The sequence below is a fragment of the Streptomyces sp. NPDC031265 genome, from assembly GCF_055570295.1.
In genome coordinates this window covers 53,651-79,878 of sequence record NZ_JBVIHM010000012.1, presented here as the reverse complement: position 1 = coordinate 79,878, position 26,228 = coordinate 53,651, and the positions used below count along the sequence as shown (strand labels likewise).

The following is a 26,228-nucleotide window of genomic DNA, read 5'->3' as shown; positions in this document are numbered from 1 at the left end:
TTCCCCGCGCCCCTGACCACCCAGGGGCGCGGGGAACTGCGCGAGCAACCCGGCACGGCCCGCGGTCGAATCCGCTACACCTCGTTCAGCTCCCAGATCAGCAGCTCCACCTGGGTGCGGGCGACCAGGTCGAGGCCCAGCGCCTCGCTGATCCTCGCCGAGTCACCCGGCCCCAGCCGCCCGCCCGCCAGGTCGACCTCGCCGCGGACCACGTGGACGTAGACGCCGGGCGCGTCCGGAACCGCCGTGCGCTCGCCCGCCACCAGCCGCCGGACGTAGAGCATCGCGCCCGCCGCCAGGACCGCGTACGGGGTCGAGTCGGCTATGCCGCGGACGATCTCGTACGACGGGGTGCCGCCGGGCTGCCTGGGGGCCAGCCACATCTGGACGAAGACCAGGGGGGCGGTGCCGTCGTTGCGCTCCTCGTGGCGGACGCCTCCGGCCGAACTGAGGTGCTGGACGTCCCCCGCCCGTACGACCGTCGCGTGGCCCGTCGAGTCGCGGTGGGTGAGCTCGCCCTCCACCACCCAGGTGACGATCTCGGTGTGGCTGTGCGGGTGCTCGTCGAAGCCCGCGCCCGGCGCGAGCCGCTCCTCGTTGCAGGCCAGGACCGGGCCGAAGCGCAGATTGTCCGGGTCGTAGAAACGGCCGAAGGACAACGCGTGCAGGGACTCGACGCCGGCCGCCGCGTCGCCGCCCCGGTAGCGCTCGTGGGCGTGCCTCACGGAAATCACGGGGTCCACGGTAGGGCCTGTCCGGGCCCCCGAACCCCCGGCAGGGCACTCACCCGTCCTGATAAGGCAGTCTTGTCCCCGTGCCCGAACCCGAATCTGCGCCGCCGCCGAACGCCGCCCATCCGCACGCCGCGACCCTCAAGCGCCTTGAGCAGTCCTCCGGCCGGCTCGCCGCGAACGCCATCGCCCGCATGGACGAGACGCTGCCGTGGTACCGGGCGATGCCGCCGGAGAACCGGTCCTGGATCGGTCTGGTCGCCCAGGCCGGCATCGCGGCGTTCACCGAGTGGTTCCGGCACCCGGAGACCCCGCAGGCGATCTCCACCGATGTCTTCGGGACCGCGCCCCGCGAGCTGACCCGGGCCATCACCCTGCGCCAGACCGTCGAGATGGTGCGCACCACCATCGAGGTCATGGAGACCGCGATCGAGGAGGTCGCGGCGCCCGGCGACGAGTCGATCCTGCGCGAGGCCCTGCTGGTCTACGCACGCGAGATCGCCTTCGCCACCGCCCAGGTGTACGCCCAGGCCGCCGAGGCACGCGGTGCCTGGGACGCCCGGCTCGAATCGCTGGTCGTCAACGCGGTGCTCTCCGGTGAGGCCGACGAGGGCGCCGTCTCACGGGCCGCCGCCCTCGGCTGGAACTCGCCGGAGCACGTGTGCGTGGTGCTCGGCACCGCCCCCGACGGCGACAGCGAGCTCACCGTCGAGGCGATCCGGCGGGCCGCCCGGCACGCCAAGCTCCAGGTCCTCACCGGGGTGCTCGGTGACCGCCTGGTCGTCATCGCGGGCGGCAGCGACAACCCGCTCCAGGTCGCCAAGGCCCTGATCGGGCCGTACGCGGCCGGTCCCGTGGTGGCCGGCCCGGTCGTCCCCGACCTGCTGGCCGCCACCCGCTCCGCACAGGCCGCCGCCGCCGGGCTCAAGGCGGGCTCGGCCTGGCAGGACGCCCCCCGGCCCGTTCTGGCGGACGATCTCCTGCCGGAGCGCGCGATCGCCTCCGATCCGGCCGCGCGCGAGCAGCTGGTGGAGGAGATCTACAGACCGCTGGAGGAGGCGGGCTCGGCGCTCCTGGAGACCCTGAGCGTCTATCTGGAGCAGGCGAGCAGCCTGGAGGGCGCGGCCCGGATGCTCTTCGTACACCCCAACACCGTGCGCTACCGGCTACGACGTGTGACGGACGTCACCGGCTGGTCCCCCTCCGATGTACGTTCCGCCTTCACGCTCAGGATCGCCCTGATCCTGGGGCGTCTGGCCGACGGAGATCCTCAGTCCTAGACTTTTGTCGGACACCCACAATTCCCCCGACGGTTCTTCGTCCCTGTCCCCACGGGCGAGCAGGGCCGTCCACAAGAGAGAGTGTGAGAGTGCTCGTACTCGTCGCTCCCGGCCAAGGCGCTCAGACGCCCGGCTTCCTGACTCCCTGGCTCGACCTCCCCGGCGCCGCCGACCGGCTCGCCGCGTGGTCCGACGCCATCGGGCTCGACCTCGTCCACTACGGCACGCAGGCGGACGCGGACGCCATCCGCGACACCTCCGTGGCCCAGCCCCTGCTGGTCGCCGCGGGTCTGCTCTCCGCCGCGGCACTGGGTGACATCACCCCGGGCGCTGTGGCCGGCCACAGCGTCGGCGAGATCACCGCCACCGCGTACGCGGGCGTGCTCTCCGAGGAGGCCGCACTCGGCTTCGTACGTACCCGGGGCCTGGGCATGGCCAGGGCCGCGGCCATCACCGAGACCGGTATGTCCGCGCTGCTCGGCGGCGAGCCCGAGGTCGTCTTCCCGCACCTGGAGAAGCTGGGCATCACCCCGGCCAATGTGAACGGCGCGGGCCAGGTCGTGGCCGCGGGCACCCTGGAGCAGCTGGCCGCCCTGGAGGCGGACAAGCCCGAGGGCGTGCGCCGGGTCGTACCGCTGAAGGTCGCCGGCGCTTTCCACACGCACCACATGGCCCCGGCGGTCGACGAGCTGCGCGAGGCGGCGACGTCGCTGGACATCGCCGACCCGAAGATCACCTACGTCTCGAACGCCGACGGCCGCACCGTCGCCACCGGCTCCGAGATCGTCGCCCGCCTGGTCAACCAGGTTTCGAACCCCGTCCGCTGGGACCTCTGTATGGAGACGTTCCAGGAACTGGGTGCCACCGCGCTGATCGAGGTGTGCCCCGGCGGCACCCTGACCGGCCTGGCCAAGCGCGCACTGCCCGGTGTGAAGACCGTCGCCCTGAAGTCCCCGGACGACCTCGAAGCGGCCCGCGCGCTCATCGCCGAGACAGGGACACCTGCCGCTGACGCGGCGGGCGCCTGATAAGGAGCCGTACAGCATGTCGAAGATCAAGCCCAGCAAGGGCGCGCCGTTCGCCCGGATCATGGGCGTCGGCGGCTACCGGCCGACCCGGGTGGTTCCCAACGAGGTCATCCTGGAGAAGATCGACTCGTCCGACGAGTGGATCCGCTCCCGCTCCGGCATCTCCACCCGGCACTGGGCCTCCGACGAGGAGACCGTGACGGCGATGTCGGTGGAGGCCGCGGGCAAGGCCATCGCGGACGCCGGTCTCACCCCCGAGCAGATCGGCGGTGTGATCGTCTCCACGGTCTCGCACTTCAAGCAGACCCCGGCCGTCGCCACCGAGATCGCGGACAAGATCGGCGCCGTCAAGCCGGCCGCGTTCGACATCTCCGCGGGCTGCGCGGGCTTCGGCTACGGCCTCACCCTCGCCAAGGGCATGATCGTCGAGGGTTCGGCGGAGTACGTCCTCGTCATCGGCGTGGAGCGGCTCAGCGACCTGACCGACCTGGAGGACCGCGCGACGGCCTTCCTGTTCGGTGACGGCGCGGGCGCGGTCGTGGTCGGCCCCGCGGACGAGCCGGGCATCGCCCGTACCGTCTGGGGCTCCGAGGGCGACAAGTCCGAGACCATCAAGCAGACCGTGCCGTGGACGGAGTACGACAGCTCCGGCAAGTTCCCTGCGATCACGCAGGAGGGCCAGGCGGTGTTCCGCTGGGCCGTGTTCGAGATGGCGAAGGTCGCCCAGCAGGCGCTGGACGCGGCCGGAATCAGCGCGGACGACCTGGACGTCTTCATTCCGCACCAGGCAAACATGCGGATCATCGACTCGATGGTGAAGACTCTCAAACTGCCGGAGCACGTCACGGTCGCCCGTGACGTGGAGACCACCGGCAACACCTCGGCCGCCTCGATCCCGCTCGCGATGGAGCGGCTCCTGGCGACCGGACAGGCGAAGAGCGGTGACACCGCGCTCGTCATCGGCTTCGGGGCGGGTCTCGTGTACGCCGCGACGGTCGTTACCCTCCCCTAGGCACACCGGATCTTCCGGATGCCCACAAACCCGTAAAAAACCGAAGGAGCGCCACATGGCCGCCACCCAGGAAGAGATCCTTGAGGGTCTCGCCGAGATCGTCAACGAGATCGCCGGTATCCCCGTCGAGGACGTCCAGCTGGACAAGTCCTTCACGGACGACCTGGACGTCGACTCGCTGTCCATGGTCGAGGTCGTCGTCGCCGCCGAAGAGCGCTTCGAGTGCAAGATCCCGGACGACGACGTCAAGAACCTGAAGACCGTCGGCGACGCCGCGGACTACATCCTGAAGCACCAGGCCTGATCCGGTACCCCCGGAATCAGTCCCGGACTCAGTTCCGCGTGACTGCCGCCACCCGGCGGTGGCGCCGCTGATCCCCCCTTACACCGTGGAGAAATTTCCTGTGAGCTCGACCAATCGCACCGTGGTCGTCACCGGTATCGGCGCAACCACACCGCTGGGTGGCGACTCCGCCTCGACCTGGGAAGGTCTGCTGGCGGGCCGTTCCGGCGTCCGGCCCCTGGAGGGCGAGCGCTTCGCCGACCTCCCGGTCCGCATCGCCGCCACCGCCGCCGTCGAACCGGGCGAGGTACTGCCCCGCCCGCTCGCCCGCAAGCTGGACCGCTCGGCGCAGTTCGCGCTGATCGCGGCCAAGGAGGCCTGGGCCGACGCGGGCTACACCGCTCCCGCCGGTGAGGACCAGCCCATCGCCCCCGAGCGGCTCGGCACGGTCATCGCCTCCGGCATCGGCGGTGTGACCACCCTGCTCGACCAGTACGACGTGCTGAAGGAGAAGGGCGTACGCCGCGTCTCCCCGCACACCGTCCCGATGCTGATGCCGAACTCCCCCTCGGCCAACGTCGGTCTCGAAGTGAACGCCCGCGCGGGCGTCCACACCCCCGTCTCCGCCTGTGCGTCGGGCGCCGAGGCGATCGGCTACGCCGTGGAGATGATCCGCACCGGCCGCGCCGACGTCGTGGTCGCCGGCGGCACCGAGGCGGCCATCCACCCACTGCCCGTCGCGGCGTTCGCCAACATGATGGCGATGTCCAAGAACAACGACCACCCCGAGCAGGCCTCGCGCCCGTACGACAAGGCCCGTGACGGCTTCGTCCTCGGCGAGGGCGCCGGTGTCGTCGTCCTGGAGTCGGCCGAGCACGCCGCCAAGCGCGGCGCCCGGGTCTACTGCGAGGTGCTCGGCCAGGGCCTGTCGGCCGACAGCCACCACATCGCGCAGCCCGAGCCGACCGGCCGCGGTGTCGCGGCGGCTCTGCAGAACCTGCTGGACTCCACGGACCTCAAGCCGTCCGAGGTCGTCCACCTCAACGCGCACGCGACGTCCACCCCGCAGGGCGACATCGCCGAGATCAAGGCGCTGCGCAAGGTCCTCGGCGACGACATGGACCACATCGCGGTCTCCGCGACGAAGTCCATGACCGGGCATCTGCTCGGCGGCGCCGGCGGCATCGAGACCGTCGCGACGGTCCTGGCCCTTCACCACCGGGTCGCGCCCCCGACCATCAACCTCGACGACCTCGACGACGAGGTGGAGGCGGACATCGTCCGCGGCGAGCCGCGCGCGCTGCCCGCCGGGTCCATCGCGGCCATCAACAACTCGTTCGGGTTCGGCGGGCACAACGTGGTGCTGGCGTTCCGTTCCGTCTGAGACGCGTATACGTAACCGGAAGGGCCCCCACCGAGCGGTGGGGGCCCTTTCCGTTACGCATCGGACCGCGGCACGTGTCATACGACCTGGTGCAGCCACCTCACGGGCGCGCCCTCGCCCGCGTACCGGAACGGCTCCAGCTCGTCGTCCCAGGGCTTGCCGAGGAGGCGGGCGATCTCGGCCTCCAGATCGGTCTCGCCCCGCACCGAGCGGGCGAGCGCGGCCCGCAGCCGGTCCTCGGGGATCAGGATGTCGCCGTGGATGCCGGTGACCGCGTGGAAGATTCCCAGGTCGGGCGTGGCGCTGTAGCGCTCGCCCTCGGCCTTGGCGCACGGCTCCGCCGTGACCTCGAACCGCAGCATCTGCCATCCGCGCAGGGCGGACGCGAGTTTGGAGGCGGTGCCGGGCTCGCCCTGCCAGGAGAACTCCGCTCTCCAGGTGCCGGGCGAGGCGGGCTGGCGGATCCAGTCGAGCTGGACGCGCACACCGAGCACCCCCGCCACCGCCCACTCGACGTGCGGGCACAGCGCGCGGGGGGCGGAGTGGATGTACAGAACTCCACGTGTCGTCACCGGGACCTCCAGTGCGGTTCGAGGTTCGCCTTCCCCAGCGGCCTCCCGCCCCTACCGGTCTCGGTCAGGACAGCACCTGACATTCTGCCCCGGGGTTCAACAGTAAACAGCATCGGGAGTTAATCTCCTGAATGGGGACAGTATGTGACGTGATGTAATTTACCGGAGCCGTCTGGCGTGGTTCCTCTGGCTGGACGGGCCAAAGCTACCGCGCGGAGCAGACAGAAAGGTGTCGTACGGTCGGTCCTGGGCCCGGGAACACGAAGCTTTCACCCGGCAGGACGTCAGGGGCACCCGAGGGAGGGGACCAGGGGATGGACCAGGGGACGTTGCCGACGCGCCGAAGCCGCCCCGCGCGGCGCCGCACCGCTGCCGCCGCCGCTCTCACGGCGATGACGCTCGCCGTCACGGCGGGGTGCACCAGCTCGGAACCACCGGCGGACCACCGCGCCGAAGCGGCCCCGAAGCCGTCACCGACGCCCACCCCCCACTGGAATCCGCGCCCGGCGTCGATCGCCGCCGTGGGCGACTCCATCACCCGGGGCTTCGACGCCTGCATGGTCCTCTCCGACTGCCCCGAGGCGTCCTGGGCCACCGGCAGCGACGCGGGCGTCCAGTCGCTGGCGACCCGGCTGCTCGGCGCCGGCTCCGCGGCCACCCGCAGCTGGAACTACGCGAAGACCGGCGCCCGGATGTCCGACATCCCGGCCCAGCTGACCCGCGCGGCGGCCCACCGCCCCGAGCTGGTCACGGTGATGGTCGGCGGCAACGACGCCTGCCGGGCCTCGGTCGACGGTATGACGTCGGCGGCCGACTTCCGGGCGGGCTTCGAGACGTCCCTGCGCCGGTTGCGCACCACCCTGCCCAAGACCCAGGTGTACGTGTCGAGCGTGCCGGACCTCAAGCGCCTCTGGTCGGAGGGGCGGGGCAACGCTCTGGGCAAGCAGATCTGGAAGCTGGGCATCTGTCAGTCCATGTTGAGTGACGCGGACGATCTGGGGGCGGCGGCGGGCGAGCGGCGCGACGCGGTGTACGAGCGGGTGGTGGCGTACAACAAGGCGCTGAAGGACGTATGTGCGAAGGACCGTTACTGCCGTTACGACGGCGGCGCGGTCTTCGCCTACCGCTTCACCGACGACCAGCTGAGCCACTGGGACTGGTTCCACCCCAGCAAGGACGGCCAGGGCCGGCTGGCGGAGATCGCGTACCGCAATGTGACGGCGGCGAGGCCGCCGCGGTAGGAGGGTGACCGGCCGTCGGCGGCTGGATACCTCCCCCTACCCTCCCGTAACTCCGAGTCCCCCTGTTCACAGGGGAGTTCCTTCCCGATACTGGCCGCCCAGGCCTCGACGGAAGGATGCGCGGTGGTACGTGTACGGGTGGCACGGCTGGCCCTGCTGGTCGCTTCGATGACGTTCGGCGCGGTGCTCGCGCCGGTCCCGGCGCAGGCGCAGACCCCGGCCGCGACGGGGGTGCCGCCGACCGTGGAGGAGCAGCGCCTGGACCTGGCCGTACCGCAGGAGATACTGCGGCGCTCCGGGTTCGACGACGTGGCCGGGCGGTTCGCGCGGGAGCTCGACGGTGTGCGGTCCTACCGGGAGGCCGAGCGCCTGGTCGCCCGCGAGAGTGCGGGGCTGTGGCGGCGGGCCGTGGGCCGGGCGCAGGGGCGCGGTCCGGCGGGCGGCGACCTGAGCCGGGGCGACGACCGGCCGCTGTACTGGGCGCGGCTGGGGATGACGCGCGAGCTGCGGGGCTGGGAGCCCGGGTTCGGGCTGTCCGCCGCGCGGCGGGCGGCGCTGCTCGACCGTCTGGAGCGGGGGTCGCGGGGCCAGGACTCGATCGCGTACGGCTCGGCCACCGGCTACAAGAAGATCCTGCTCACCGGGTTCGACCCCTTCACCCTCGACCGGGACATCCGGATCAGCAATCCGTCCGGCGCGACGGCATTGGCGCTGGACGGCACCTGGATCAGCACGGCCGCCGGGCCCGCCCGGATCGAGACGGCCATGTTCCCCGTCCGCTGGGACGACTTCGCGGCGGGCACGGTCGAGCGGACGCTGCGGCCGGTGCTGCCGCAGGTCGACCTGTTCACCACGGTCAGCCAGGGGCGGATCGGGCGGATCGACGTCGAGCGCTTCAACGGGGCGTGGCGGGGCGGGTTCCCGGACAACGAGGACGTCTCGCGCACGGAGACCGTGCCGGTCGCCGACCCGGCGAGCCAGCCGCAGTGGACGACGACCACTCTGCCGTACGGGGCGATCATGGCGGCTCGTACCGGCCCGTTCCCGGTGTACGACCACACGTCGGTGACGGAGATCCCGACGGGCGGTACGGGGCCGGTGGTGCGGGAGGACGGGCCGTCGGCGGGGTCCGTGGCGCGAGCCGGGGGCGGGGGTGACTACCTCTCCAACGAGATCGCGTACCGGGCGACGCTGCTGCGGGACCGGCTGGGTCTGTCGATCCCGGGAGGTCATGTGCACACCCCTGTGCTGGAGTTCGGGGCGGGGAACACGGATCCGTCGACGGGGGCGGTGACGGATGCGGAGTTCGAGCGGAATCGGGGGGAGATCGTGGGGCAGGTGCGGGCGATCGTGACGACGGCGGTGTCCCCCACCCCGCCCCTTTCCTGAACCCTCCGGGGGTGGGAGCGGGCTGAGGCGGGTTTCCCGGGGCTACGCCCCGGACCTGCGGTTGTGTGTGGCTGGTCGCGCAGTTCCCCGCGCCGGCCCGGAGTCGTCAGCCCGACGAAGAGGACGAACCCGACCCCATCGACCCGACCCCATCGAAGGGACGGGGTCGGGTTCGCATCTCCGCCTACTTGAGCGCTGTACCACCCGAGTTGTGATAGGCGATCGCCTTTTTGATCAGGTTTCCGCCGTCGGTCTCGACCGATGTCTGTTCTTGCTGCCCCGCACCGAACAGCAGGCCGGCGATATGCGCTTTCGCCACCTGGTCCATGTGCGCGAAGAACCAATCCACCTTGTCGTCCTTGTAATGGTTGAGGGTGTTGTTCTGCGCCATGTTGCCTACGGGAATCTGCCACAAGACGACCGGCTTGCCCACGGACTCGGCCATCGTCTTGTAGAACCCCAGCGAGGCAGCGGCCTTCTGGTCGGTCCAGAAGTTGTTGTAGCCGCCGTGGGCCGACTGTGCGTACCAGCCCGCATCGCGGTCCGACACGTCGGCGACCAGGAAGTCGGCGTTCTGTGCCCCGAGGTTCGCGTAATCCCTCGCGCATCCCTGTGTGTTGCTCTGCCAGTCCCAGCAGGAAAGGTGGAACCCCACGGTGGTGTTCGGCGCGTATTTGTGCGCCATCGCGATCAGGCAGCGGGAGAGTCCGGCGGCGCTGTTTTCCTGCGATCCGCAATCCGTCGGATTTGCGCCCGAGACCTTCGCGGCAACCTTGTGCGGATCGCCGAGCGACCGGACGTAGCCCCAGAAATCAGGCTCAAGGTCGATCATGTCGTGCGAGTTGCCGATCTTCTGGAGGAAGAAACGGTAGTCGTTCATGTACCGGGTCAGCAGGTCGGCCCTGTTGATGGCCACGACCTCGCCCGGACCGTCGCCCGAGCCTGCCAGATCCCCGAGGTCGCGCAAGGAGTACCAGGTCCAGAAGAACTTCTGCGGGCGCGGGCTGCCCTTGTAGGTCGCCTTGGCCACATGGTCGTCCCACCAGGTCACGTAATTGCCGGGCGCCGTGGTGCTGCCGGACCAGCAGCCCCACCAGCTCTTCCACGCGTCCTGGCAACGCGCGGCCGAATAGTAGGCCGACGAGGGCGCGGGCTGGCTGTGCACATAGGCGTATCGCACGTCGAACGGCGCGGCGTTCGCCGAGGCGTCAGACATCGAGCCGCCGATGAGCACCGTGCTGCTCCCCATGAAACGTGTCGCCTGGCTGCCGCCACCGGCCGCAGGGGACGACGCCGGAGACGGACGCGTGCCGGTCGGAGCCTGGCTGGTGGGAACACCGCCGCCCGTCGAGGTGGGTGTGCCGACGCTCCCGACCGGGACGAGTTGCCACTGCTGGTTGGCGCCGCCCCCGTCGCGGTACTGGACGACGTCGCCCCCGTCAGCCTTGGAGGCGTTGCGGACCTCGACGGCCATGCCACTGAAGCGATTGATCAGACGGACGTGGCCGTCCGGTGAGTCCGCCAGCTTGAACTGCTGGTTGGTGCCGTTCCGGTCGCTCCACTGCACGATGGTGGAGCCGGCGGTCTTCGACCAGTTGTTGTCGTCCAGCACCTTGCCGGAGTTCCGGTTCTGCAGCCGGTAGTACCCGTCACCCGCGTCGATGAACCGCCACTGCTGGTTGGCCCCGCCGTGACGGCCCCACTGCACCACCGCCGCGCCGTCGTTCGTGGCGAAGCCGCGGCCATCCAGCACTTTGCCGCTGTTGCGGTTGACCAGCACGTACCACGACTTCAGATCCACGGTTCCCGCCGAGGCCGTGTTGACCACAACAGCGGAGCCGGCCAGGACAGCCATGACGACGGCCGCCCAGACACTCCGACGCGCGAACAACCGACGGGCACGGTGCATCACTTTTCGTTTCCCCGTGACGGCTGAGCGGGACGACCGGTGACTACCGCGGGCGTGGCCGCGCGGCACGAGGGCCGCCAGCGCGGTACGCCACCGACGACGTGGGTGGGCGAGGGGCATGTCTGTGCTCTCTTTCAGCCGTTGCGTCTGACCGGACCACCTGGCCGGACAACACCCAGTGGTCCGAGGAGGCCGAAAGGTTGCCGCACACGCGGAGATTCACAGATTCACCGAAGCCATCGCTGACCTCGGTCCCCCGCCCGGCCGCCCGCCCAGGGCTTTGAGGAAGGGGCGGGGTGGGGGGCTCGGCCCTGGGGTCAGTCCCGCAGCGCCGACAGATCCTCCCCCGCCAGATCGCTCCTCCCCACCAACACCTCCCGCACCGCCTCCAGCACCGGCGACCCCACCACCTCCGTCGCCAGCGACACATCCTTCGCCGCCAGTGCCACAGGGAAGTACGCGTCCGTCGCGAACGCCCGCCCCACCAGCCCGCCCAGCGGGCTCGCCGCCAGCGAAGACCGGGTCAGTTCGGGCGGCAGGCCCAGGGCCGCGGCCAGACGCAGGGACTCGGTCACCAGGGCCACCCCGCCGATCACCGCGCTGATCAGGACCAGCTTGAGCGCCGCCCCCGTACCCACCTCGCCGCACCGCGTCACCGACCCCAGCTCCGCCAGCAGCCCCTCCACCGGGGCCGTCTCGCCCCCGGCCAGGATCAGGAGTTCGCCCTCCGCGGCCCGGTCCACGCTTCCCATCACCGGCGCGTCGATGAACGCGATCCCGTCGGGGAGACGGGATGCCAGCTCCCGGACCGTGTCCGGCCCGACCGTCGACGTGTCGATCCACGTCGCCCCCGCCCGCAGCGCCGGAACCATCGCGTCCGCCACGGCGAGCGCCGCCGCCGGGTCCGCGAGCATCGTGATGACCACATCGGCGTCGCGGACCGCCTCGGCGGGGCTCGCCGCAGCCACGGCCCCCTCGGCCACCAGCGCCCCGGCCTTGCTCGCCGTACGGTTCCAGACCGTCAGCCCGTACCCCGCCGCGAGCAGCCGGCGAGCCATCGGCGCCCCCATGTTGCCCAGCCCCAGAAACGCGACCTGCCGCACGTTCGACTTTGCCTTCTCGCTGTTCATGGAACGACCGTACGAACACGCCACCCATGCCACAAGCGAATGTCTAGCATGGCAGCCATGAGCTCTCCGCATACCACTACCCACAGCCTCTACGACGTCTTCCTCCGCGTCGCCTCCGACGGCTCCTTCACCGCCGCCGCACAGGCCCTCGGCTACACCCAGTCCGCCGTCTCGCGGCAAGTCCAGGCGCTGGAGGACGAGTTGGGGAGCGTGCTCTTCGACCGGCTGGCCCGGGGGGTGCGGCTCACCGAGGCCGGGCGGGTGCTGGTGCCGCACGCCGAGGCGGTACGGGACCGACTCGCCGCCGCCCGCGCCGAGCTCGCCGCGCTGCGCACGCTCGACGGCGGGCTGCTGCGCGTCGGGGCGTTCTCGACCGCCGACGCCGCGCTGCTCCCCCGCACCCTCGCCGCGTTCCGGCGCCGCCATCCCGGGGTGGTCCTCGCCCGTACCGAGGGGCCCTCCGTCAAGCACCTCGGGCTGCTCGCCGCCGGGGAGCTGGACATCGCCGTGGTCAGCGCCACCGCCGGGCGCGCCCTCGACGGCTGCGCCCTGCGGCATCTGCTCGACGAGCCGATGTTCGTGGCGATGCCGCCGGACCATCCCCTGGCGGGGCGGAGGCGGCTGCGGCTGGCCGAGCTCGCCGACGAGGAGTGGGTCGCGGGCAGCACGCGGCCGGAGGACACGTTGATGCGGCCGGTCCTTGAAGGCGGGTTCCGGCCCCGTACGACTCTCGTCGTACGGGACTGGATCGCCAAGCAGGGCTTCGTCGCGGCCGGGCTCGGCGTGACCCTGCTGCCCGCCCTCGCCGCGGACTCGGTCCGCGCCGACATCGCGCTCGTCCCCGTACACCCGGATGACGTACCGCACCGCGCGGTCTACGCGGCGACCCCGCACGGCCGCGCCGACTCCCCGGCCGTGGCCGCCTTCCTCGCCGAACTCCGGGCCACGGCGCGGCAGATCATCCCGTCGGGCCGCCCGTAAGGGTCGGTCCGGCCGTTTCGGGCTCCAGCTGAGGTTCCGTCGCCGTCTCGTCGAGCAGGTCCCGCACCATCAGCGTCGCCCCCGCCACCGCCCCCGGCATCAGGAACACCGCCACGAACGGCACCAGGAACGCCAGCGTCAGCGGGACGCCGAAGCCGAGGACGAGCAGGCGGCGCGTGCGCAGCAGGGCGAGGCGGTCCGCCAGTTCCACTCGCCGGCGCTGGAGCGCCACCGCCGTCAGCTCCTCGGTGAGGAAGAAGCCGGAGACGCAGAAGCCGATCGCGGGGACCACCGTCTGGCCGACCACCGGCACGAAGCCGAGGGCGAAGAGGAGGACGCCGTACAGGACGACGCGCGTCAGGACGCGTACGGAGTCACGGGCGGAGATCCACAGCTCGCGCCAGAGCGGCAGGCCGGACTCCGGCGCCTCGCCGCCGCTCTCCGCGCGGTCGACGTCCTCGGACAGCTTCTCGTAGAAGGGCTGGCCGACCAGGAGCGTCACCGCGGTGAAGGTGATCACCGCCAGGAACAGGCCCATCGCGAAGACCAGCGCCGTCAGGAAGCCCCGGAACAGGCTCAGCCACGGCGAGGACCAGCCGTCTGCGAACGGGGTCGCCCAGCCGGCGAAGTCGTCCGCCCCGTAGGCGAGCCCGGTCAGCGCCGCCGCGTACAGGACCAGGGTGACCAGGCCGGGCAGCAGTCCGATCCCCAGGGACCGGCCGTGGCCGGTGACCCATCGCTGCCCTTTGACCAGATAACCGAAGCCCGCCCCGAGATCACGCATGGCCGAACTCTATCGGCCGGTAACCGCCCCTCTCGTACAGGAGTTCCCCGCTCCGGAACGCGGCGAAGGGCCGCACCCCGCCGTGCCGGGTGCGGCCCTTCGTACGGACGCCGGGCGACCGCAGGGACGTCAGGCGACCGCGAGGTCGACCGTGATGTTGCCGCGCGTGGCCTTCGAGTACGGGCACACCTGGTGCGCCTTCTCGACGAGGTCGCGCGCGGTGGCCGCGTCCACGTTCGGAATGGCCGCGGAGATCTTGACGATGATGCCGAAGCCGTCGTCGTTCTTGCCGATGCCGACCTCGGCGGTGACCGTCGAGCCGGATATGTCGGCGTTCTCCTGGCGCGCCACCACACCGAGGGCGCCCTGGAAGCAGGCGCTGAAACCGGCCGCGAACAGCTGCTCCGGGTTGGTGCCCGCGCCGCTGCCGCCCATCGCCTTCGGCGGGTTCACGACCACGTCGAGCCGACCGTCGTCGGTGGCGACCCGGCCGTCCCGGCCGTTCTCGGCGGCGGCGACGGCGGTGTACAGAACGTCGGACTGCTGGATGGACATGCTGGGGGCTCCTCCTGCTCGTTCCCGGCCGCTCGCGCCCACGACAGCCGGGATGTGGAAAGACCTTATCGGATGGCGGAAGTCATCCGATAAGGTCTTCAGGAGTGGCAGAGGTCACGCGGGCGGGGTCACTCGCCCAGCGAGACGACCATCTTTCCGGTGTTCTCGCCCCGGAGCATGCCGAGGAAGGCGTCCGCGCCGTTCTCGATGCCCGCAACGACCGTCTCGCCGTACTTCAGCTCACCGGAGGCGATCCAGCCGGCCACCTCCTGGACGAACTGCGGCTGGAGCGCCGCGTGGTCGCCGACGAGGACACCCTGGAGCCGCAGCCGCTTGCCGATGATCATGGCCATGTTGCGCGGGCCCGGGGTCGGCTCGGTGTCGTTGTAGCCCGCGATCATGCCGCAGATGGTGGCGCGGCCGTGCACGTTCAGCGAGGAGATAGCCGCTTCCAGGTGCTCGCCGCCGACGTTGTCGAAGTAGACGTCGATGCCGTCCGGGGCGGCCGCGCGCAGCTGGTCGCGGACCGGGCCGTTCTTGTAGTTGAAGGCGGCGTCGAAGCCCAGCTCCTCCACCAGCCACTTCACCTTCTCGTCGGAGCCGGCCGAGCCGATCACCCGCGAGGCGCCCTTGAGACGGGCCAGCTGGCCGACCTGGCTGCCGACCGCGCCGGCCGCGCCGGAGACGAAGACCGCGTCGCCCTCCTTGAAGGAGGCGACGTCGAAGAGTCCCGCGTACGCGGTCAGGCCCGTCATACCGAGCACGCCGAGGTACGCGGAGAGCGGGGCCAGCGAGGCGTCGACCTTGGTGGCGTGCTTGGCGTCCAGGTCGGCGTACTCGCGCCAGCCGAGCCCGTGCAGCACATGGTCGCCGACGGCGAAGCGCTCGTCACCGGAGGCCACGACCTCGCCCACCGCGCCGCCGTCCATGGGCTTGTCGAGCTGGAACGGCGGGATGTACGACTTCACGTCGTTCATACGGCCGCGCATATACGGGTCGACGGACATGAAGAGGTTGCGGACCAGGATCCGGCCCTCGGCGGGCGCGGCGACCGGGACCTCGCGGAGCGCGAAGTCGGCCGGGACCGGCCAGCCGTGCGGGCGGGCGACGAGGTGCCATTCACGGCTGGTGGCGGGGAGTGCGGACGGTGCGGACATGGGGTGCGTCCTCCTGCGGTGCGGTCGCCGGGTCCGGCGGATTACTTCAGGTACTGAAACAACCATGCTCCTGGATATTTGAGATTGTCAAGTAACTCGTTACGCTGGTTCCATGGCCACGCGTATGGATGCCCTCACCCTCGAAGTCGTCGACCTCATCGGCTCGGTGGTGTCGCGCTACCACGAGGAGTACGAGCGGGCCGCCGCCGAGCACGCGCTCACCGGCGCGCAGGCGCGCGTGCTCGGGCTGCTCTCGCTGGAACCGGTGCCGATGCGCAAGATCGCGCGGAAGCTGAAGTGCGAGCCGTCGAACGTCACGGGGATCATCGACCGCCTGGAAGCCCGCGGCCTCGTCGAGCGTCGCCCCGACCCGGCCGACCGCCGGGTGAAGCTGGCGGCGCCGACGGAGGAGGGGCTGGCGACCGCGGCGCGGCTCCGCGACTCCCTGGACTTCGCCCGCGAGCCGCTGGCGGAGCTGTCGGCGGAGGAGCGGACGGTGCTGCGGGATCTGCTGAAGCGGATGCTGGGCACCCCCTGAGGGGCGCGGGGCTGTGACATGTGCGGCTCCGCCGCGATGAGGGTCCCCCCTGTTCGAGCGAAGCCGAGAACCTGGGGGAGCGACCAGCCCCCACCGGCCCACAGCTGACTACAGGCACCACCAGAGGAAGCGGTTGCACGTCTGCGTCGGGGTCGGCGTGGGGGGCGGCGCCGGTGGTGGCGGTGCGTCCGAGGTGGACGGCTGGGGTGACGTCGACGGGAGCGGGGAGCCGTCCGGGCCCGTGGGCGTGGGGGCCGGGGCGCTCGGCCCGCTGGTCGGGCCGGTGGCCGGGTGCGAGCCGCCCGGGGCCGGGGCGCCGCCGGTCCCGGTTCCGGTCCCGGTTCCGCTGCCGGTGCCGCCCGGGCCGGGGCGCGTACCGCCCGGGTTCGGGTGGCTCTTGCCGTGACCGTTCCCCGCGGGCACCGCGCTCGGCCGCTCGGGGCCGCCCACATCGCTCGCGTCAGGGGCCGGCGCGTCCGTCTCCTGCGAGATCTGCTCCTCCTCGTGTACGGAGGTGGCGGCGCCGCGGTCGTCCGGCGGCGGCTCGATGGCGAGCTGTGCGATACCCAGCGCGCCGGCCGCGAGGACGACACCCGCCGAGCCGAACAGCACGAGGCGGCCGCGCCGCTTGCGGGCGCGGCGGCGCGGTCGGGCCCGGGGCGGCTCGCGGCGCGCGCGGCGGTGACCGGCGGGAGCCGGGTCCGCACCGGATGCGGCGGACTCGTAGACCCCGAGGTCGATGACTTCTGGCTGCCGCAGTTCCTCCGCGGGGGTGCCGCATCCGGCGCAGGCCAGTGCGCCGTTGAGGTGCCGTCGGCAGGCGTGGCAGTAATCCATGGCCAACGGAGGCTATGCGGGTAGCGGTCGACAATTGGGGCCGGGAATGTGTGGATCTTGTGTGGAAGCCCTCCTTCCAGGGCGTGTCGGTGGCACGAAGTCGGGCGTTCGGTGCGATGTCGGTGGGGCCGGGCAGGATGGGGTCATGACGGACGCGCAGCCCCACGTTTTCGGCCCGCTCGACTTCCAACTCGTCCTGCTGCGGCGGATGGCCGACCACCAGCCGGAGCTGGTCGACGACGCCCGCCGCGAGCTGGGGGTGTCCATGGCACAGATGCGGGAGGCCAACCGCCGCTGGCAGGCGATGGCCCGCTCGCCACGCTCCCGGGGTGCCGCCGCGCGCTACCGGTCGGTGCTCGGCGCGCCCGAGACGGTGGCCCGGCGCAAGGTCGGCGACCTGGAGTGCGAGGCCCGGCTGTGGCCGGTGCCGCTGTGGCCGACGCTGCGGTTCGAGGTGCTGGCCGGGCCGGACGGGACGGTGTGGAACGAGTGGCTGGTCCGGGCCCCCGGCGAGCCCGGCCCCGTACTGGGGACGGCGGCGGACCTGCGCCCGTGGTCCTGCACGGTCGACGAGGCGGCCCGCGCCTTCCCCCCGGCCCGCCCGATGGAGGGCAGCGCCCCCACCCGCTGGCAACTGGAGCTGACGGCGCCGGACGGCGAGAAGTGCGTGGCGGAGTTCTCCTGGGGGCTGCTGCAGGGCCTGCGGCCGGCGGTGCGGGAGGTGTAACCGGGGCGCGTCTGTCGGCTGCGGACCGTCTGGAGCCGCTCGCACCGCTCCCCACGCACCCCGAAGATCTCGGCTGCGGACCGTGCTGGCTGGTCGCGCAGTTCCCCGCGCCCCTCAGGTAATCCACCGGCACCCAAGAACGCGGCTCGGTTCCGCCCCTCAGGGGCGCGGGGCTGTGACACGTGCGGCTCCGCCGCGATGAGGGTCCCCCCTGTTCGAGCGAAGCCGAGAACCTGGGGGAGCGACCGGCCCACGACGGCCCGCAGCCGAAATCAGACCCGCGACCACGCCCGCACCCCCCAACACCCGCAGGCACGCCGAAGCCGAACACATTGTCCCCCGATCAGCCCCGCCTCCGGGGCAACTGGCACTCAGTCAGCCGACGCCCGACCGGCCCAGCCCAGCGCGCGCGGCGACCGCGGGGAACGGACGATCCGATCAAGGACCGCCACTCGGGAGGATGCCGTGACCGTCAGTCTGGAGCAGTTGCGCCGTTGCCACGTAGCCGTCGACCTCGGCGCCGCGAGGACGCGCGTATTCGTCAAGGGCCTGGGACTCGTCGTGGACGAGCCCAGCGTCGCGGCCATCAACACCCGTACCGGCGCGCTGATCGCCGTCGGCGCGTTCGCCGAGAGGATGACCGGCCGTACGCCCGACTACATCCGCGTCGCCCGGCCCGTGACCGGCGGCACCGTCGTCGACATCGAGATGGCCCAGCGCATGCTGCGGCATCTGGTCGGCGAGAAGCTGCGGCGCCAGCTGCGCCGCAAGCCGGGGCTGCGGGCCGCCGCCTGCACCCCGCACGAGGCCGACCCGCTCGCCCAGCGCGCCACCGTCGAGACCCTGGTGGGGCTCGGCGCCCGCCGGGTCGAGCTGGTCGACACCCTGATCGCGGCGGCCGTCGGCTGCGGGCTCCCGGTCGAGCAGCCGACCGCCACCATGATCATGGTGTGCGGGGCGGCCACGACCCAGATCGCGGTGCTCTCACTCGGCGCGATCGTCACCGCCCAGCGGATCCCGGTGGGCGGCGACGCGATCGACCACGCCGTCATCCAGCACCTGCGCCACCAGCACGAGCTGATGCTGCCGAGCCAGTCCGTGCGCCCCCTCCAGCTCGCCCTCAGCGGCAACGGGCTGACCTCGCACGGCCCCGCCTCCACCGAGATCCACGGCCGGGACGTCGCCACCGGCCTCGCCCGCTCGGTCCAGGTCGACACCGCGGCCGTCCGCGACGCGATCCACACCCCACTGACCGCCGTCCTCGACGGCATCGGCAAGGTCCTGCGCGACTGCCCCCCTGACCTGGTCGCGGACCTCGCGGACCGGGGGATCATGATGGTCGGCGGAAGCGCCCTGCTGCCGGGCCTGGACCAGATGCTGCGCAAGGCGACCGGCATGCCCGTGGCCATCGCCGAACGCCCGGACGTCTGCGCCATCCTGGGCCTCGGCGCGATGCTGGACGGCACGATCGAGTCGATGGTCCTCGACCCGCTCGCGGAGTGAGGTGTCGGGTGAGGTGCCGGGTGAGGTGTCGGGTGAGGTGCTGCGTGAAGGCAGCAGGGGCGCGGTGCGCGCGGACGTCGGATCCGGGACCGGGACACCGCTGCCCGTCCTGCTCGAAGCCGTCCTCGGCGTCGGCTCCGAGCTCGAACTGCACACCACCCTCCAGCACATCGTGGACACCGCGGCCGAGCTGACCGGCGCCCGGTACGGGGCGCTCGGCGTCGTCGACCCCGAGCGCGGCCGGCTCACCGACCTGTTCACGGCCGGGCTCACCGACGCCGAGCGGGAGCGGATCGGGGCGCTCCCGGACGGGCACACCGGGCTGCTCGGCGCGCTCGTCCAGGACCCGCGGCCGCTGCGGCTCGCCGATCTCACCACCGACCCGCGCTCGTCGGGCGTGCCGCCCGGCCACCCGCCGATGCGCTCGTTCCTGGGCGTGCCCATCCGCGTACACACCGAGGTGTTCGGCAGCCTCTACCTCACCGAGAAGCGCGGCGGAGCGTTCACCGAGGAGGATCTGGCGCTGCTGCGGGTGCTCGCCTCGCAGGCGGGGATCGCGATCGGCAATTCCCGGCTGTACGAGACGGCCCGGCGCCGCGAGCGGTGGATCGAGGGCGCCGCCGCCGTCACCACCTCGCTGCTGACCGGCGACACGGCGGCGGACGCGCTGATGACGGTCGCCGAGCGGGCCCGGCTGCTCGCGGACGCGGCGGCCGGGGTGGTGCTCCAGCCCACCGAGGAGGGCGGGATGGAGATCGTCGCCGCCTCCGCGCCGGACGACCCGGGCGACATCGTGGGGACGACCATCGCGCCCGGCTCGCCGGTGCTGGTCCAGCTGCTCGGCGGGGAGCCGGTGTTCATCGAGGACTCGGCGACCGACCCCCGGATGACCACGCATGTACGGACCCGCTTCGGGCCGAGCATGATGCTGCCGCTGCAGAGCGGCGGCAAGCTCATCGGTACGCTCGCGCTCCCCCGGCGCCGCGGGGCCGAGCCGTACACGGCGGTGGAGCGGCTGCTGGCCGCGCAGTTCGCCTCGCAGGCCGCGCTCGCGCTCGTCCTCGCGGACGCGCAGCACAACCGGGAGCGGCTCGCGGTGTACGAGGACCGCGACCGGATCGCCCGCGACCTCCACGATCTGGTCGTCCAGCGGCTGTTCGCGACCGAGATGATGCTGGAGTCGACGCGCCGGCGCGCCGCGAAGGCCTCCGGCGACGACACGGACGAGCTGCTCACCCGGGCCGTGGACGAGCTGGACTCCACGATCCAGGAGGTCCGCACCGCCATCTTCGCCCTCCAGCAGCCGCCCGCCGACGCGCCGACGACCGTACGGGGCCGGGTGCTGCGCGAGACGGACGGCGCGGGGGCGCTGCTCGGGTTCCGGCCGTCGGTGGTGTTCGCGGGGGCGGTGGATGCCGTTTTGTGCGACGCCGTCGCCGGGCGGCTGTTGTCGGCCCTGCGCACCGCGTTGGCTGCCGCGCATCGCCGTCCCGGGGTTTCGTCCGTCGCGGTCGTCGTCGATGCGACCGTCGTCCTGCCGGACGGGCGTCCCGGTGTGCGGCTCACCGTCACGGATGACGGGGAGGGGGGCGGGGCCACGGTGTGGGAGGCGCCTCTGTAGATGTGGGAGGCGCCTCTGTAGGGGGCGGTGGATGTGCGTCGGCGGCTGCGGGCCGGTGGGGGCTGGTCGCGCAGTTCCCCGCGCCCCTAGAGGGTGCGGCTCTGGGCAGCCCGCAGGGCGATCCTCGTGTCCGAGCGTGCCACCCCCGCGTCCCGTTTCAGCCGGCGCAGCAGCCCGTCGAGCGCCGCCGGGTCGGCCGCCCTGGCCCGTACGAGATAGTCGTGCTCGCCCGTGACGTGCACGACCTCCGTGATGCCCGGCAGCTTCAGGGCGACCTTCTCGAACTCCTCGTTCGTCGTGTCCAGGCGCAGGGTGACGTCGATGAAGACGACGAGCCCGGGCCCGGCGTCGGCCGTCGGGTCGACCAGGACCGTGAAGCCCCGGATGACGCCGTCGCGGCGCATCCGCCGCACCCGGTCGGCGGCGGCGTTCGCGCTGAGCCCGACCTTCGTACCGAGGTCGCGGTACGAGATCCGCGCGTCCTCCCGCAGTACGCCGAGGATTTCTCTGTCGAGGCGGTCCATACCGCGATTGTCGCAGCCCGGACCGGTATTCGGCCGCGTACCGGGCGGGCGTGGCCGGACAGTACCCCCATGAGCGAGATGTGGACGACGGCGGTGGCGGGTGCGGCGGCGGGCCTGGGCGTGGCGATACCCGTGGGCGCGGTCGGGGTGCTGCTCGTCCAGGAGGGCATGCGCGACCGGCGCGGGGCGGTCGCGGCGGCGTCGGCGGTGGCGGTGGTCGACCTGGCGTACGCGGCGGCGGCGACGGCGCTGGGCCCGTGGGTGGCGTCGACGCTGACGGGGGTGGAGGCGTGGGTGCGGCTGGTGGCGGCGGCCGTGCTGGTGGGGATCGCGGGGCGGGGGCTGTGGGGGTCGCGCAGACCTGTGGCGGGCGACCCGGCACCCGGGCCCCCGGCCCGGGGGCCCGCCCGTACGTTCGCCCGCTTCGCCGCCCTCACTCTCGTCAACCCCACCACCGCCCTCTACTTCACCGCCCTCACCACCGCCCAGGGCAGCACCCTCCACGGCGGCGGCAGCGGGGCCGTGTTCGTCTCGGCCGTGTTCGCCGCGTCCTTCGTGTGGCAGCAACTGCTCGTCGCGGCGAGCGGGTTCGCCGGGGCGCGGATCTCCGACGCGGCCCGGATGTGGACGTTCCGGCTCGGCTACGGGCTGGTCGCGCTGTACGCCGTCAAGGTGGCGCTGCCGCTGCCTTGATCGCGGTGCCGCGTAGGGTTTCCGATGGCCCTTCAGGGCCGGTGCCGTCGACTGCGAGGAGCCCTTTCCGTGTCCCCTCTCTTTCCCGCGCTGCGGACCGCCGACCGGAAGGAAGCCCTTCGGTTCGGCGAGCACGCCCTCACCTACGCCGAACTGGCCCGGGCGGCGGGCGCCCTGGCAGGCCGGATCGCCGGGGCGGGCCGCGTCGCCGTCTGGGCGACCCCGACCCTGGAGACGGCCGTCGGGGTGGTCGCGGCGCTGCTGGCCGGGGTGCCCGCCGTACCGCTGAACCCCAAGACGGGCGAGCGCGAGCTGGCGCACATCCTGACGGACAGCGCGCCCACGGCCGTCCTCGCCGCCCCCGGCGAACCACTGCCGCCCGCGCTGGCGGCGCTGACCAGGATCGACGTGGTCACGGAGGCAGGATCGGCGGCGGATCTTCCGACCGCCGAGCCCGAAGACGCAGAGTCCCCCGCCCTCATCGTCTACACCTCCGGCACCACCGGCCCGCCCAAGGGCGCCGTACTCCCCCGCCGGGCCGTCGCCGGCACGCTCGACGCGCTGGCGGAGGTCTGGGCGTGGACGCCCGACGACGTCCTCGTACACGCCCTGCCGCTCTTCCACGTCCACGGCCTGATCCTCGGCGTCCTCGGCCCGCTGCGGCGCGGCGGCTCGGTCCGGCATCTGGGCAGGTTCTCGGTGGAGGGCGTGGCCCGTGAGCTGTCGACGGGCGCGACGATGCTCTTCGGGGTGCCGACGATGTACCACCGCATCGCCGAATCCCTGGACACCGACCGGGAGTTGGCGAAGGCGCTGGCCGGTGCGCGGCTCCTTGTGTCGGGTTCGGCGGCGCTGCCCGTCCACGACCACCGGCGGATTGGGGCGGCGACCGGCCGTACGGTGATCGAGCGGTACGGGATGACCGAGACGCTGATGAACACGAGCGTACGGGTGGACGGCGAGCCGCGACCCGGCACGGTCGGGGTGCCGCTGCCGGGCGTGGAACTGCGACTGGCGGACGAGTCGGACGGCATCGGCGAGATCCAGGTGCGCGGCCCGAACCTCTTCAGCGGCTATCTCAACCGGCCGGACGCCACAGCCGCCGCGTTCACCGAGGACGGCTGGTTCCGTACCGGCGACATGGCGAGCCTGGACGGCGACGGATACGTACGGATCGTCGGCCGCAGGGCGACGGACCTGATCAAGAGCGGCGGGTACAAGATCGGGGCGGGTGAGATCGAGAACGCGCTGCTCGACCACCCCGGGGTGCGCGAGGTGGCCGTCACCGGTGAGCCGGACGCGGATCTCGGGGAGCGGATCGTGGCGTGGGTGGTCCCGGCCGACCCCCAGTCCCCGCCCACGGCCGAGGAGTTGGCCGGACACGTGGCCGCCCAGCTCTCCCCGCACAAACGGCCGCGTACGGTCCGCTTCCTGGAGACGCTGCCGCGCAACGACATGGGCAAGATCATGAAGCGGGCGCTGGGGAACGGCAATGGCTGACCGGCTGAGCGCGAGGGCGGCCGTCGGGGCGGCGACTTCGGACTTCACCGAGCTGCACGCGCCCGAGCGGGAGACGACGGTGGAGGGGCCACTCGGCTGGGAGGGGTACGAGGCGTCGCGGGCGCGCGCGAGGGAGCGCACGGGCGAACAGGAATCGGTGATCTACGGCCAGGCGACGGTAGAGGGACGGACCTGCATCCTCCTCTCCTTCGAATTCGGCTTCCTGGGCGGCTCGTTGGGCGAACGTACGGGGGACCGCCTGGAGGCCGCCTACCGGGCGGCGCGGGAGCGGCGGCTGCCGCTGGTCTCGCTGATCGCGACCGGCGGCAGCCGGATGCAGGAGGGCATGGTCGCGCTCACCCAACTCCAGCGGGTGGCCCGCCAGTCCACCCTGCTGCGGTCGGCCGGGCTGCCCCAGATCGCGGTCCTGCGCGACCCGACGACGGGCGGCGGCTGGGCCACGCTCGGGGCGGGCGCGGACGTGGTCCTGGCGCTGCCCGGGGCGCAGGTGGGCTTCGCGGGTTCGCGGGTACGGCCCGCCGACGCAGATCCGGCGGCGTACGCGGCGGAGGGCCAGCTGGCGGCCGGGGCGGTGGACGCGCTGGTGCCGGTGGCGGAGCTGCGCGGGGTGCTGGGGAGGTGGCTGGGGCTGCTCTCCGCCGGAACCCCGGGCGGCCCGGTGGCCCCGGCCGACGTACCTTCGGCGCTCGGGGGGACGGGGCTGCCGGGGACGGGGTGGGAGGCGGTGGAACAGGCACGCGCGCGTTCCCGCCCACGGGCATCGGCGTACCTGGACGCGTACTTCACTTTCCGCCTCCCGTTGAGCGGGGACCGATGCGGGGGTGTGGATACGGGGATGCTGTGCGGGTTCGGGGAGCGGGCCGGGCGTACGGTCGCGTACGCGGCCCAGGCCGGCACCCCGACGCACCCGGCGGGCTACCGCACCGCCGCCCGCCTCCTCCGCCTCGCCGACCGCCTCGGCGTCCCCGTCCTCACCCTGGTCGACACCCCGGGCGCGGCGAACGACGCGGCGGCGGAACGCGCGGGCCAGGGCGCGGCCGTCGCGGACTGCTTCGCGGCGGTGGCGGGGGTGGGGGTGCCGGTGACGACGCTGGTGATCGGCGAGGGCGGCTCGGGCGGAGCCCTGGCGCTGGCGTCCCCCGGCCGCACCTGGGTGACGCCGGACAGCTACTTCTCGGTGATCGCGCCCGAGTTGGCGGCGGCGATCTTGAAGCGGGGGCCGGGGGAAGTGCGGGGCACGGCGGATCAGCTGGGGGTGCGTCCGCAGGACCTGGTACGGCTGGGGGTGGCCCGGGGGGTGGTCTCCCCCACCCCGCCCCTTCCCTAAACCCTCCGGGGGTGGGTGGGGGTCGAGGCCGGGGCTCCGGGGGCTGCGGCCCCCGGACCCACGGTTCGTCTGCGGGCCGGTGGGGGCTGATCGCGCCCACGCGGTGGAGCCGCATATCCACACAGCCCCGCGCCCCTGAAGACAGAACGGGCCCGGCCACATTTCAGCCCCTCCGGTTACGCCTCCGGGTTGCGGGAGTCGTACCGCGCGAAACGGCGGCGGGTGACGCCGAGCAGTGTCACCGCGAGCACGCACGCGAGGCCGCCGCCGGTGACGGCGACCGTGGGCGAGGCGAGGTCGGCGGTGGTGCCCGCGAGGAAGTCCCCGAGCCGGGGCCCACCGGCGACGACGACGATGAAGACGCCCTGCAGCCGCCCGCGCATCTCGTCCGGCGCGGCGACCTGGAGCATGGTGTTGCGGAACACCATGGACACGGTGTCGGCGCACCCGGCGAGGGCGAGGAAGAGCAGCCCCAGCCAGAGGTTGCGCGTCAGCCCGAACACGGCGATCGCGGCGCCCCACGCGCCGACGGCCAGCAGGATCGCGAGCCCGTGCCGGTGGATGCGGGCCAGCCACCCAGAGAACACCCCGCCGAGCAGCGCCCCGAGCGCGGGCGCGGCGACCAGGAGCCCGGTGGTACGGGCGTCACCGCCGTACCAGAGCGCGGCGACGGCCGGGAACAGCGCGCGGGGGTGCGCCAGGATCATGGCGCAGAAGTCGGAGAAGAACGTCATTCGGAGGTTCGGCCGGGTGGCGAGGAAGCGGAACCCGTCGAGGACGGAGGCCCGCTTGGCGGCCGTACGGTCCCGGTCGGGCAGCATCGAGGGCAGCCGCCACATCGCGTACAGGGAGGCGGCGAAGGTGACGGCGTCGATGAGGTACGCCGACTGGTACCCGGCGAACCCGACGATCAGCCCGCCCAGCATCGGGCCGAGCAGCGTCCCCGAGGTCATGGTGATCGAGTTCAGCGCGTTGGCGGCGGGGAGCTGGTCGGGAGGCAGCAGCCGGGGAATCATGGAGGACCGCGCGGGCCCGTTGAGCGCGGCGCACACGGACTGCAGCGCGACGATCCCGTACAGGAACCACACGTGCGCGAACCCGGCGATCGCGGCGGCGGCGAGCCCCGCCGAGAGCACGGCGGACCCGGACGAACTGGCCAGCCCGAGCTTGCGCCGGTCCACGGTGTCCGCGATCGCACCGCCGTACAGCCCGAACACCATCAGCGGCACGAGGGAGAACAGCCCCACGAGCCCCACGCTGAAGCTGGACCCGGTGATGTCGTACACCTGAAGCGAGATCGCCAGGGCGGTCATGCCCTGCCCCACCCAGGAGATGGTGTTCCCGAACCAGAGGCGGCGGTAGTCCGGGGAGCTGCGCAGGGGGGTGAGGTCGGCGAGTATTCGTGGTCTGGGCGGGGAGCTGGTATCGGGGGTCACGGGGGATGCTAACCGGTGCCGTGGGGCGCGATTCGGCTGCGGGTTGTGTGTGTGGCCGGTCGCGC

The 26,228-nt window shown here is 72.4% G+C and carries 25 protein-coding genes; 15 read left to right on the top strand and 10 right to left on the bottom strand.

Annotated elements, in window-relative coordinates:
- Positions 1 to 74: 74 nt before the first annotated feature.
- A complete protein-coding gene (locus ACZ499_RS19865) occupies positions 75 to 734 on the bottom strand; it encodes a pirin family protein (RefSeq protein WP_468676571.1) in 660 nt (219 codons plus the stop codon).
- Between the two features lie 80 nt (positions 735 to 814).
- Between ACZ499_RS19865 and ACZ499_RS19860 the strand changes: the two genes are divergently transcribed.
- The 5 genes from ACZ499_RS19860 (at position 815) to fabF (ending at position 5,718) form a co-directional block, all read left to right on the top strand.
- The gene (locus tag ACZ499_RS19860) at positions 815 to 2,011 is read left to right on the top strand and encodes a PucR family transcriptional regulator (protein WP_468676569.1); all 1,197 of its coding nucleotides are present in this window, start codon (positions 815 to 817) and stop codon (positions 2,009 to 2,011) included.
- An 89-nt stretch (positions 2,012 to 2,100) separates the two neighbouring features.
- Positions 2,101 to 3,039 (top strand): ACP S-malonyltransferase, encoded by a 939-nt coding sequence (locus ACZ499_RS19855; RefSeq protein ID WP_468676830.1) that lies wholly within the window; start codon positions 2,101 to 2,103, stop codon positions 3,037 to 3,039.
- Positions 3,040 to 3,055: 16 nt separating this feature from the next.
- Positions 3,056 to 4,051: a ketoacyl-ACP synthase III gene (locus ACZ499_RS19850; RefSeq protein ID WP_329398538.1), complete on the top strand. Its 996-nt coding sequence runs from the start codon at positions 3,056 to 3,058 to the stop codon at positions 4,049 to 4,051.
- Between the two features lie 55 nt (positions 4,052 to 4,106).
- The gene (locus tag ACZ499_RS19845) at positions 4,107 to 4,355 is read left to right on the top strand and encodes an acyl carrier protein (protein WP_385543876.1); all 249 of its coding nucleotides are present in this window, start codon (positions 4,107 to 4,109) and stop codon (positions 4,353 to 4,355) included.
- 100 nt (positions 4,356 to 4,455) lie between these two features.
- On the top strand, positions 4,456 to 5,718 hold the full coding sequence (gene fabF, locus ACZ499_RS19840) for a beta-ketoacyl-ACP synthase II (RefSeq protein WP_468676567.1): 1,263 nt from the start codon (positions 4,456 to 4,458) through the stop codon (positions 5,716 to 5,718).
- A gap of 77 nt (positions 5,719 to 5,795) precedes the next feature.
- On the opposite strand, the gene ACZ499_RS19835 is transcribed toward fabF, so the two are convergent.
- Complete coding sequence (locus ACZ499_RS19835) at positions 5,796 to 6,290, bottom strand: DUF3145 domain-containing protein (protein ID WP_101388175.1); 495 nt, start codon at positions 6,288 to 6,290, stop codon at positions 5,796 to 5,798.
- A gap of 314 nt (positions 6,291 to 6,604) precedes the next feature.
- On the opposite strand from ACZ499_RS19835, the gene ACZ499_RS19830 reads away from it, so the two are divergent.
- Positions 6,605 to 7,531, top strand: a complete 927-nt coding sequence (locus tag ACZ499_RS19830; RefSeq protein WP_468676565.1) for an SGNH/GDSL hydrolase family protein — start codon at positions 6,605 to 6,607, stop codon at positions 7,529 to 7,531.
- A gap of 168 nt (positions 7,532 to 7,699) precedes the next feature.
- Complete coding sequence (locus ACZ499_RS19825) at positions 7,700 to 8,920, top strand: pyroglutamyl-peptidase I (protein WP_468676829.1); 1,221 nt, start codon at positions 7,700 to 7,702, stop codon at positions 8,918 to 8,920.
- A gap of 184 nt (positions 8,921 to 9,104) precedes the next feature.
- On the opposite strand, the gene ACZ499_RS19820 is transcribed toward ACZ499_RS19825, so the two are convergent.
- Positions 9,105 to 10,775 (bottom strand): RICIN domain-containing protein, encoded by a 1,671-nt coding sequence (locus ACZ499_RS19820; protein ID WP_468676563.1) that lies wholly within the window; start codon positions 10,773 to 10,775, stop codon positions 9,105 to 9,107.
- A 371-nt stretch (positions 10,776 to 11,146) separates the two neighbouring features.
- Entirely contained in the window at positions 11,147 to 11,959 is an 813-nt protein-coding gene (locus tag ACZ499_RS19815) for an NAD(P)-dependent oxidoreductase (protein ID WP_468676562.1), read from the bottom strand.
- Positions 11,960 to 12,016: 57 nt separating this feature from the next.
- Between ACZ499_RS19815 and ACZ499_RS19810 the strand changes: the two genes are divergently transcribed.
- Positions 12,017 to 12,940: a LysR family transcriptional regulator gene (locus ACZ499_RS19810; RefSeq protein WP_468676560.1), complete on the top strand. Its 924-nt coding sequence runs from the start codon at positions 12,017 to 12,019 to the stop codon at positions 12,938 to 12,940.
- Here the strand turns inward: ACZ499_RS19810 and ACZ499_RS19805 are convergent.
- The 3 genes from ACZ499_RS19805 to ACZ499_RS19795 all read right to left on the bottom strand — a co-directional run bounded on the left by ACZ499_RS19805 (position 12,918) and on the right by ACZ499_RS19795 (position 15,436).
- Positions 12,918 to 13,724, bottom strand: a complete 807-nt coding sequence (locus ACZ499_RS19805; protein ID WP_468676558.1) for an EI24 domain-containing protein — start codon at positions 13,722 to 13,724, stop codon at positions 12,918 to 12,920. The genes ACZ499_RS19810 and ACZ499_RS19805 overlap by 23 nt on opposite strands.
- A 129-nt stretch (positions 13,725 to 13,853) precedes the next feature.
- Positions 13,854 to 14,279 carry an organic hydroperoxide resistance protein gene (locus ACZ499_RS19800; RefSeq protein WP_468412197.1) on the bottom strand — a complete coding sequence of 142 codons (426 nt, stop codon included), beginning with the start codon at positions 14,277 to 14,279 and terminating at the stop codon, positions 13,854 to 13,856.
- Between the two features lie 128 nt (positions 14,280 to 14,407).
- The gene (locus tag ACZ499_RS19795; RefSeq protein ID WP_371652571.1) at positions 14,408 to 15,436 is read right to left on the bottom strand and encodes an NADP-dependent oxidoreductase; all 1,029 of its coding nucleotides are present in this window, start codon (positions 15,434 to 15,436) and stop codon (positions 14,408 to 14,410) included.
- Between the two features lie 112 nt (positions 15,437 to 15,548).
- Here ACZ499_RS19795 and ACZ499_RS19790 point away from each other — a divergent pair, with 112 nt between their 5' ends.
- On the top strand, positions 15,549 to 15,974 hold the full coding sequence (locus tag ACZ499_RS19790; RefSeq protein ID WP_468676556.1) for a MarR family winged helix-turn-helix transcriptional regulator: 426 nt from the start codon (positions 15,549 to 15,551) through the stop codon (positions 15,972 to 15,974).
- Positions 15,975 to 16,082: 108 nt separating this feature from the next.
- On the opposite strand, the gene ACZ499_RS19785 is transcribed toward ACZ499_RS19790, so the two are convergent.
- The gene (locus ACZ499_RS19785; RefSeq protein ID WP_468676554.1) at positions 16,083 to 16,811 is read right to left on the bottom strand and encodes an SCO2400 family protein; all 729 of its coding nucleotides are present in this window, start codon (positions 16,809 to 16,811) and stop codon (positions 16,083 to 16,085) included.
- A gap of 145 nt (positions 16,812 to 16,956) precedes the next feature.
- Here ACZ499_RS19785 and ACZ499_RS19780 point away from each other — a divergent pair, with 145 nt between their 5' ends.
- The 3 genes from ACZ499_RS19780 to ACZ499_RS19770 all read left to right on the top strand — a co-directional run bounded on the left by ACZ499_RS19780 (position 16,957) and on the right by ACZ499_RS19770 (position 20,662).
- On the top strand, positions 16,957 to 17,538 hold the full coding sequence (locus ACZ499_RS19780) for a hypothetical protein (RefSeq protein WP_468676553.1): 582 nt from the start codon (positions 16,957 to 16,959) through the stop codon (positions 17,536 to 17,538).
- A 465-nt stretch (positions 17,539 to 18,003) separates the two neighbouring features.
- Complete coding sequence (locus ACZ499_RS19775) at positions 18,004 to 19,041, top strand: rod shape-determining protein (protein WP_468676551.1); 1,038 nt, start codon at positions 18,004 to 18,006, stop codon at positions 19,039 to 19,041.
- A gap of 64 nt (positions 19,042 to 19,105) precedes the next feature.
- Positions 19,106 to 20,662: a GAF domain-containing protein gene (locus ACZ499_RS19770; RefSeq protein WP_468676827.1), complete on the top strand. Its 1,557-nt coding sequence runs from the start codon at positions 19,106 to 19,108 to the stop codon at positions 20,660 to 20,662.
- Positions 20,663 to 20,748: 86 nt separating this feature from the next.
- Here the strand turns inward: ACZ499_RS19770 and ACZ499_RS19765 are convergent, their stop codons facing one another.
- On the bottom strand, positions 20,749 to 21,186 hold the full coding sequence (locus ACZ499_RS19765) for an Lrp/AsnC family transcriptional regulator (RefSeq protein ID WP_468676549.1): 438 nt from the start codon (positions 21,184 to 21,186) through the stop codon (positions 20,749 to 20,751).
- 69 nt (positions 21,187 to 21,255) lie between these two features.
- On the opposite strand from ACZ499_RS19765, the gene ACZ499_RS19760 reads away from it, so the two are divergent.
- The 3 genes from ACZ499_RS19760 (at position 21,256) to ACZ499_RS19750 (ending at position 24,727) form a co-directional block, all read left to right on the top strand.
- Complete coding sequence (locus tag ACZ499_RS19760) at positions 21,256 to 21,879, top strand: hypothetical protein (RefSeq protein ID WP_468676548.1); 624 nt, start codon at positions 21,256 to 21,258, stop codon at positions 21,877 to 21,879.
- A 69-nt stretch (positions 21,880 to 21,948) separates the two neighbouring features.
- Positions 21,949 to 23,379 (top strand): acyl-CoA synthetase, encoded by a 1,431-nt coding sequence (locus ACZ499_RS19755; protein WP_468676546.1) that lies wholly within the window; start codon positions 21,949 to 21,951, stop codon positions 23,377 to 23,379.
- On the top strand, positions 23,372 to 24,727 hold the full coding sequence (locus ACZ499_RS19750) for a carboxyl transferase domain-containing protein (protein WP_468676544.1): 1,356 nt from the start codon (positions 23,372 to 23,374) through the stop codon (positions 24,725 to 24,727). Before ACZ499_RS19755 ends, ACZ499_RS19750 begins: the two co-directional genes overlap by 8 nt.
- A 176-nt stretch (positions 24,728 to 24,903) precedes the next feature.
- Here the strand turns inward: ACZ499_RS19750 and ACZ499_RS19745 are convergent, their stop codons facing one another.
- On the bottom strand, positions 24,904 to 26,163 hold the full coding sequence (locus ACZ499_RS19745) for an MFS transporter (RefSeq protein WP_468676542.1): 1,260 nt from the start codon (positions 26,161 to 26,163) through the stop codon (positions 24,904 to 24,906).
- Positions 26,164 to 26,228: the final 65 nt, after the last annotated feature.

Bases quoted from the DNA above. Each gene is read 5' to 3' on its own strand.
- ACZ499_RS19790 (WP_468676556.1), top strand. From the start codon at position 15,549: ATGGCCACGCGTATGGATGCCCTCACCCTCGAAGTCGTCGACCTCATC.
- ACZ499_RS19785 (WP_468676554.1), bottom strand. From the start codon at position 16,811: ATGGATTACTGCCACGCCTGCCGACGGCACCTCAACGGCGCACTGGCC.
- ACZ499_RS19800 (WP_468412197.1), bottom strand. From the start codon at position 14,279: ATGTCCATCCAGCAGTCCGACGTTCTGTACACCGCCGTCGCCGCCGCC.
- ACZ499_RS19760 (WP_468676548.1), top strand. From the start codon at position 21,256: ATGAGCGAGATGTGGACGACGGCGGTGGCGGGTGCGGCGGCGGGCCTG.
- ACZ499_RS19805 (WP_468676558.1), bottom strand. From the start codon at position 13,724: ATGCGTGATCTCGGGGCGGGCTTCGGTTATCTGGTCAAAGGGCAGCGA.
- ACZ499_RS19845 (WP_385543876.1), top strand. From the start codon at position 4,107: ATGGCCGCCACCCAGGAAGAGATCCTTGAGGGTCTCGCCGAGATCGTC.
- ACZ499_RS19820 (WP_468676563.1), bottom strand. From the start codon at position 10,775: ATGGCTGTCCTGGCCGGCTCCGCTGTTGTGGTCAACACGGCCTCGGCG.
- ACZ499_RS19780 (WP_468676553.1), top strand. From the start codon at position 16,957: ATGACGGACGCGCAGCCCCACGTTTTCGGCCCGCTCGACTTCCAACTC.
- ACZ499_RS19815 (WP_468676562.1), bottom strand. From the start codon at position 11,959: ATGAACAGCGAGAAGGCAAAGTCGAACGTGCGGCAGGTCGCGTTTCTG.
- ACZ499_RS19795 (WP_371652571.1), bottom strand. From the start codon at position 15,436: ATGTCCGCACCGTCCGCACTCCCCGCCACCAGCCGTGAATGGCACCTC.
- ACZ499_RS19850 (WP_329398538.1), top strand. From the start codon at position 3,056: ATGTCGAAGATCAAGCCCAGCAAGGGCGCGCCGTTCGCCCGGATCATG.
- ACZ499_RS19830 (WP_468676565.1), top strand. From the start codon at position 6,605: ATGGACCAGGGGACGTTGCCGACGCGCCGAAGCCGCCCCGCGCGGCGC.
- ACZ499_RS19750 (WP_468676544.1), top strand. From the start codon at position 23,372: ATGGCTGACCGGCTGAGCGCGAGGGCGGCCGTCGGGGCGGCGACTTCG.
- ACZ499_RS19810 (WP_468676560.1), top strand. From the start codon at position 12,017: ATGAGCTCTCCGCATACCACTACCCACAGCCTCTACGACGTCTTCCTC.
- ACZ499_RS19825 (WP_468676829.1), top strand. From the start codon at position 7,700: ATGACGTTCGGCGCGGTGCTCGCGCCGGTCCCGGCGCAGGCGCAGACC.
- ACZ499_RS19765 (WP_468676549.1), bottom strand. From the start codon at position 21,186: ATGGACCGCCTCGACAGAGAAATCCTCGGCGTACTGCGGGAGGACGCG.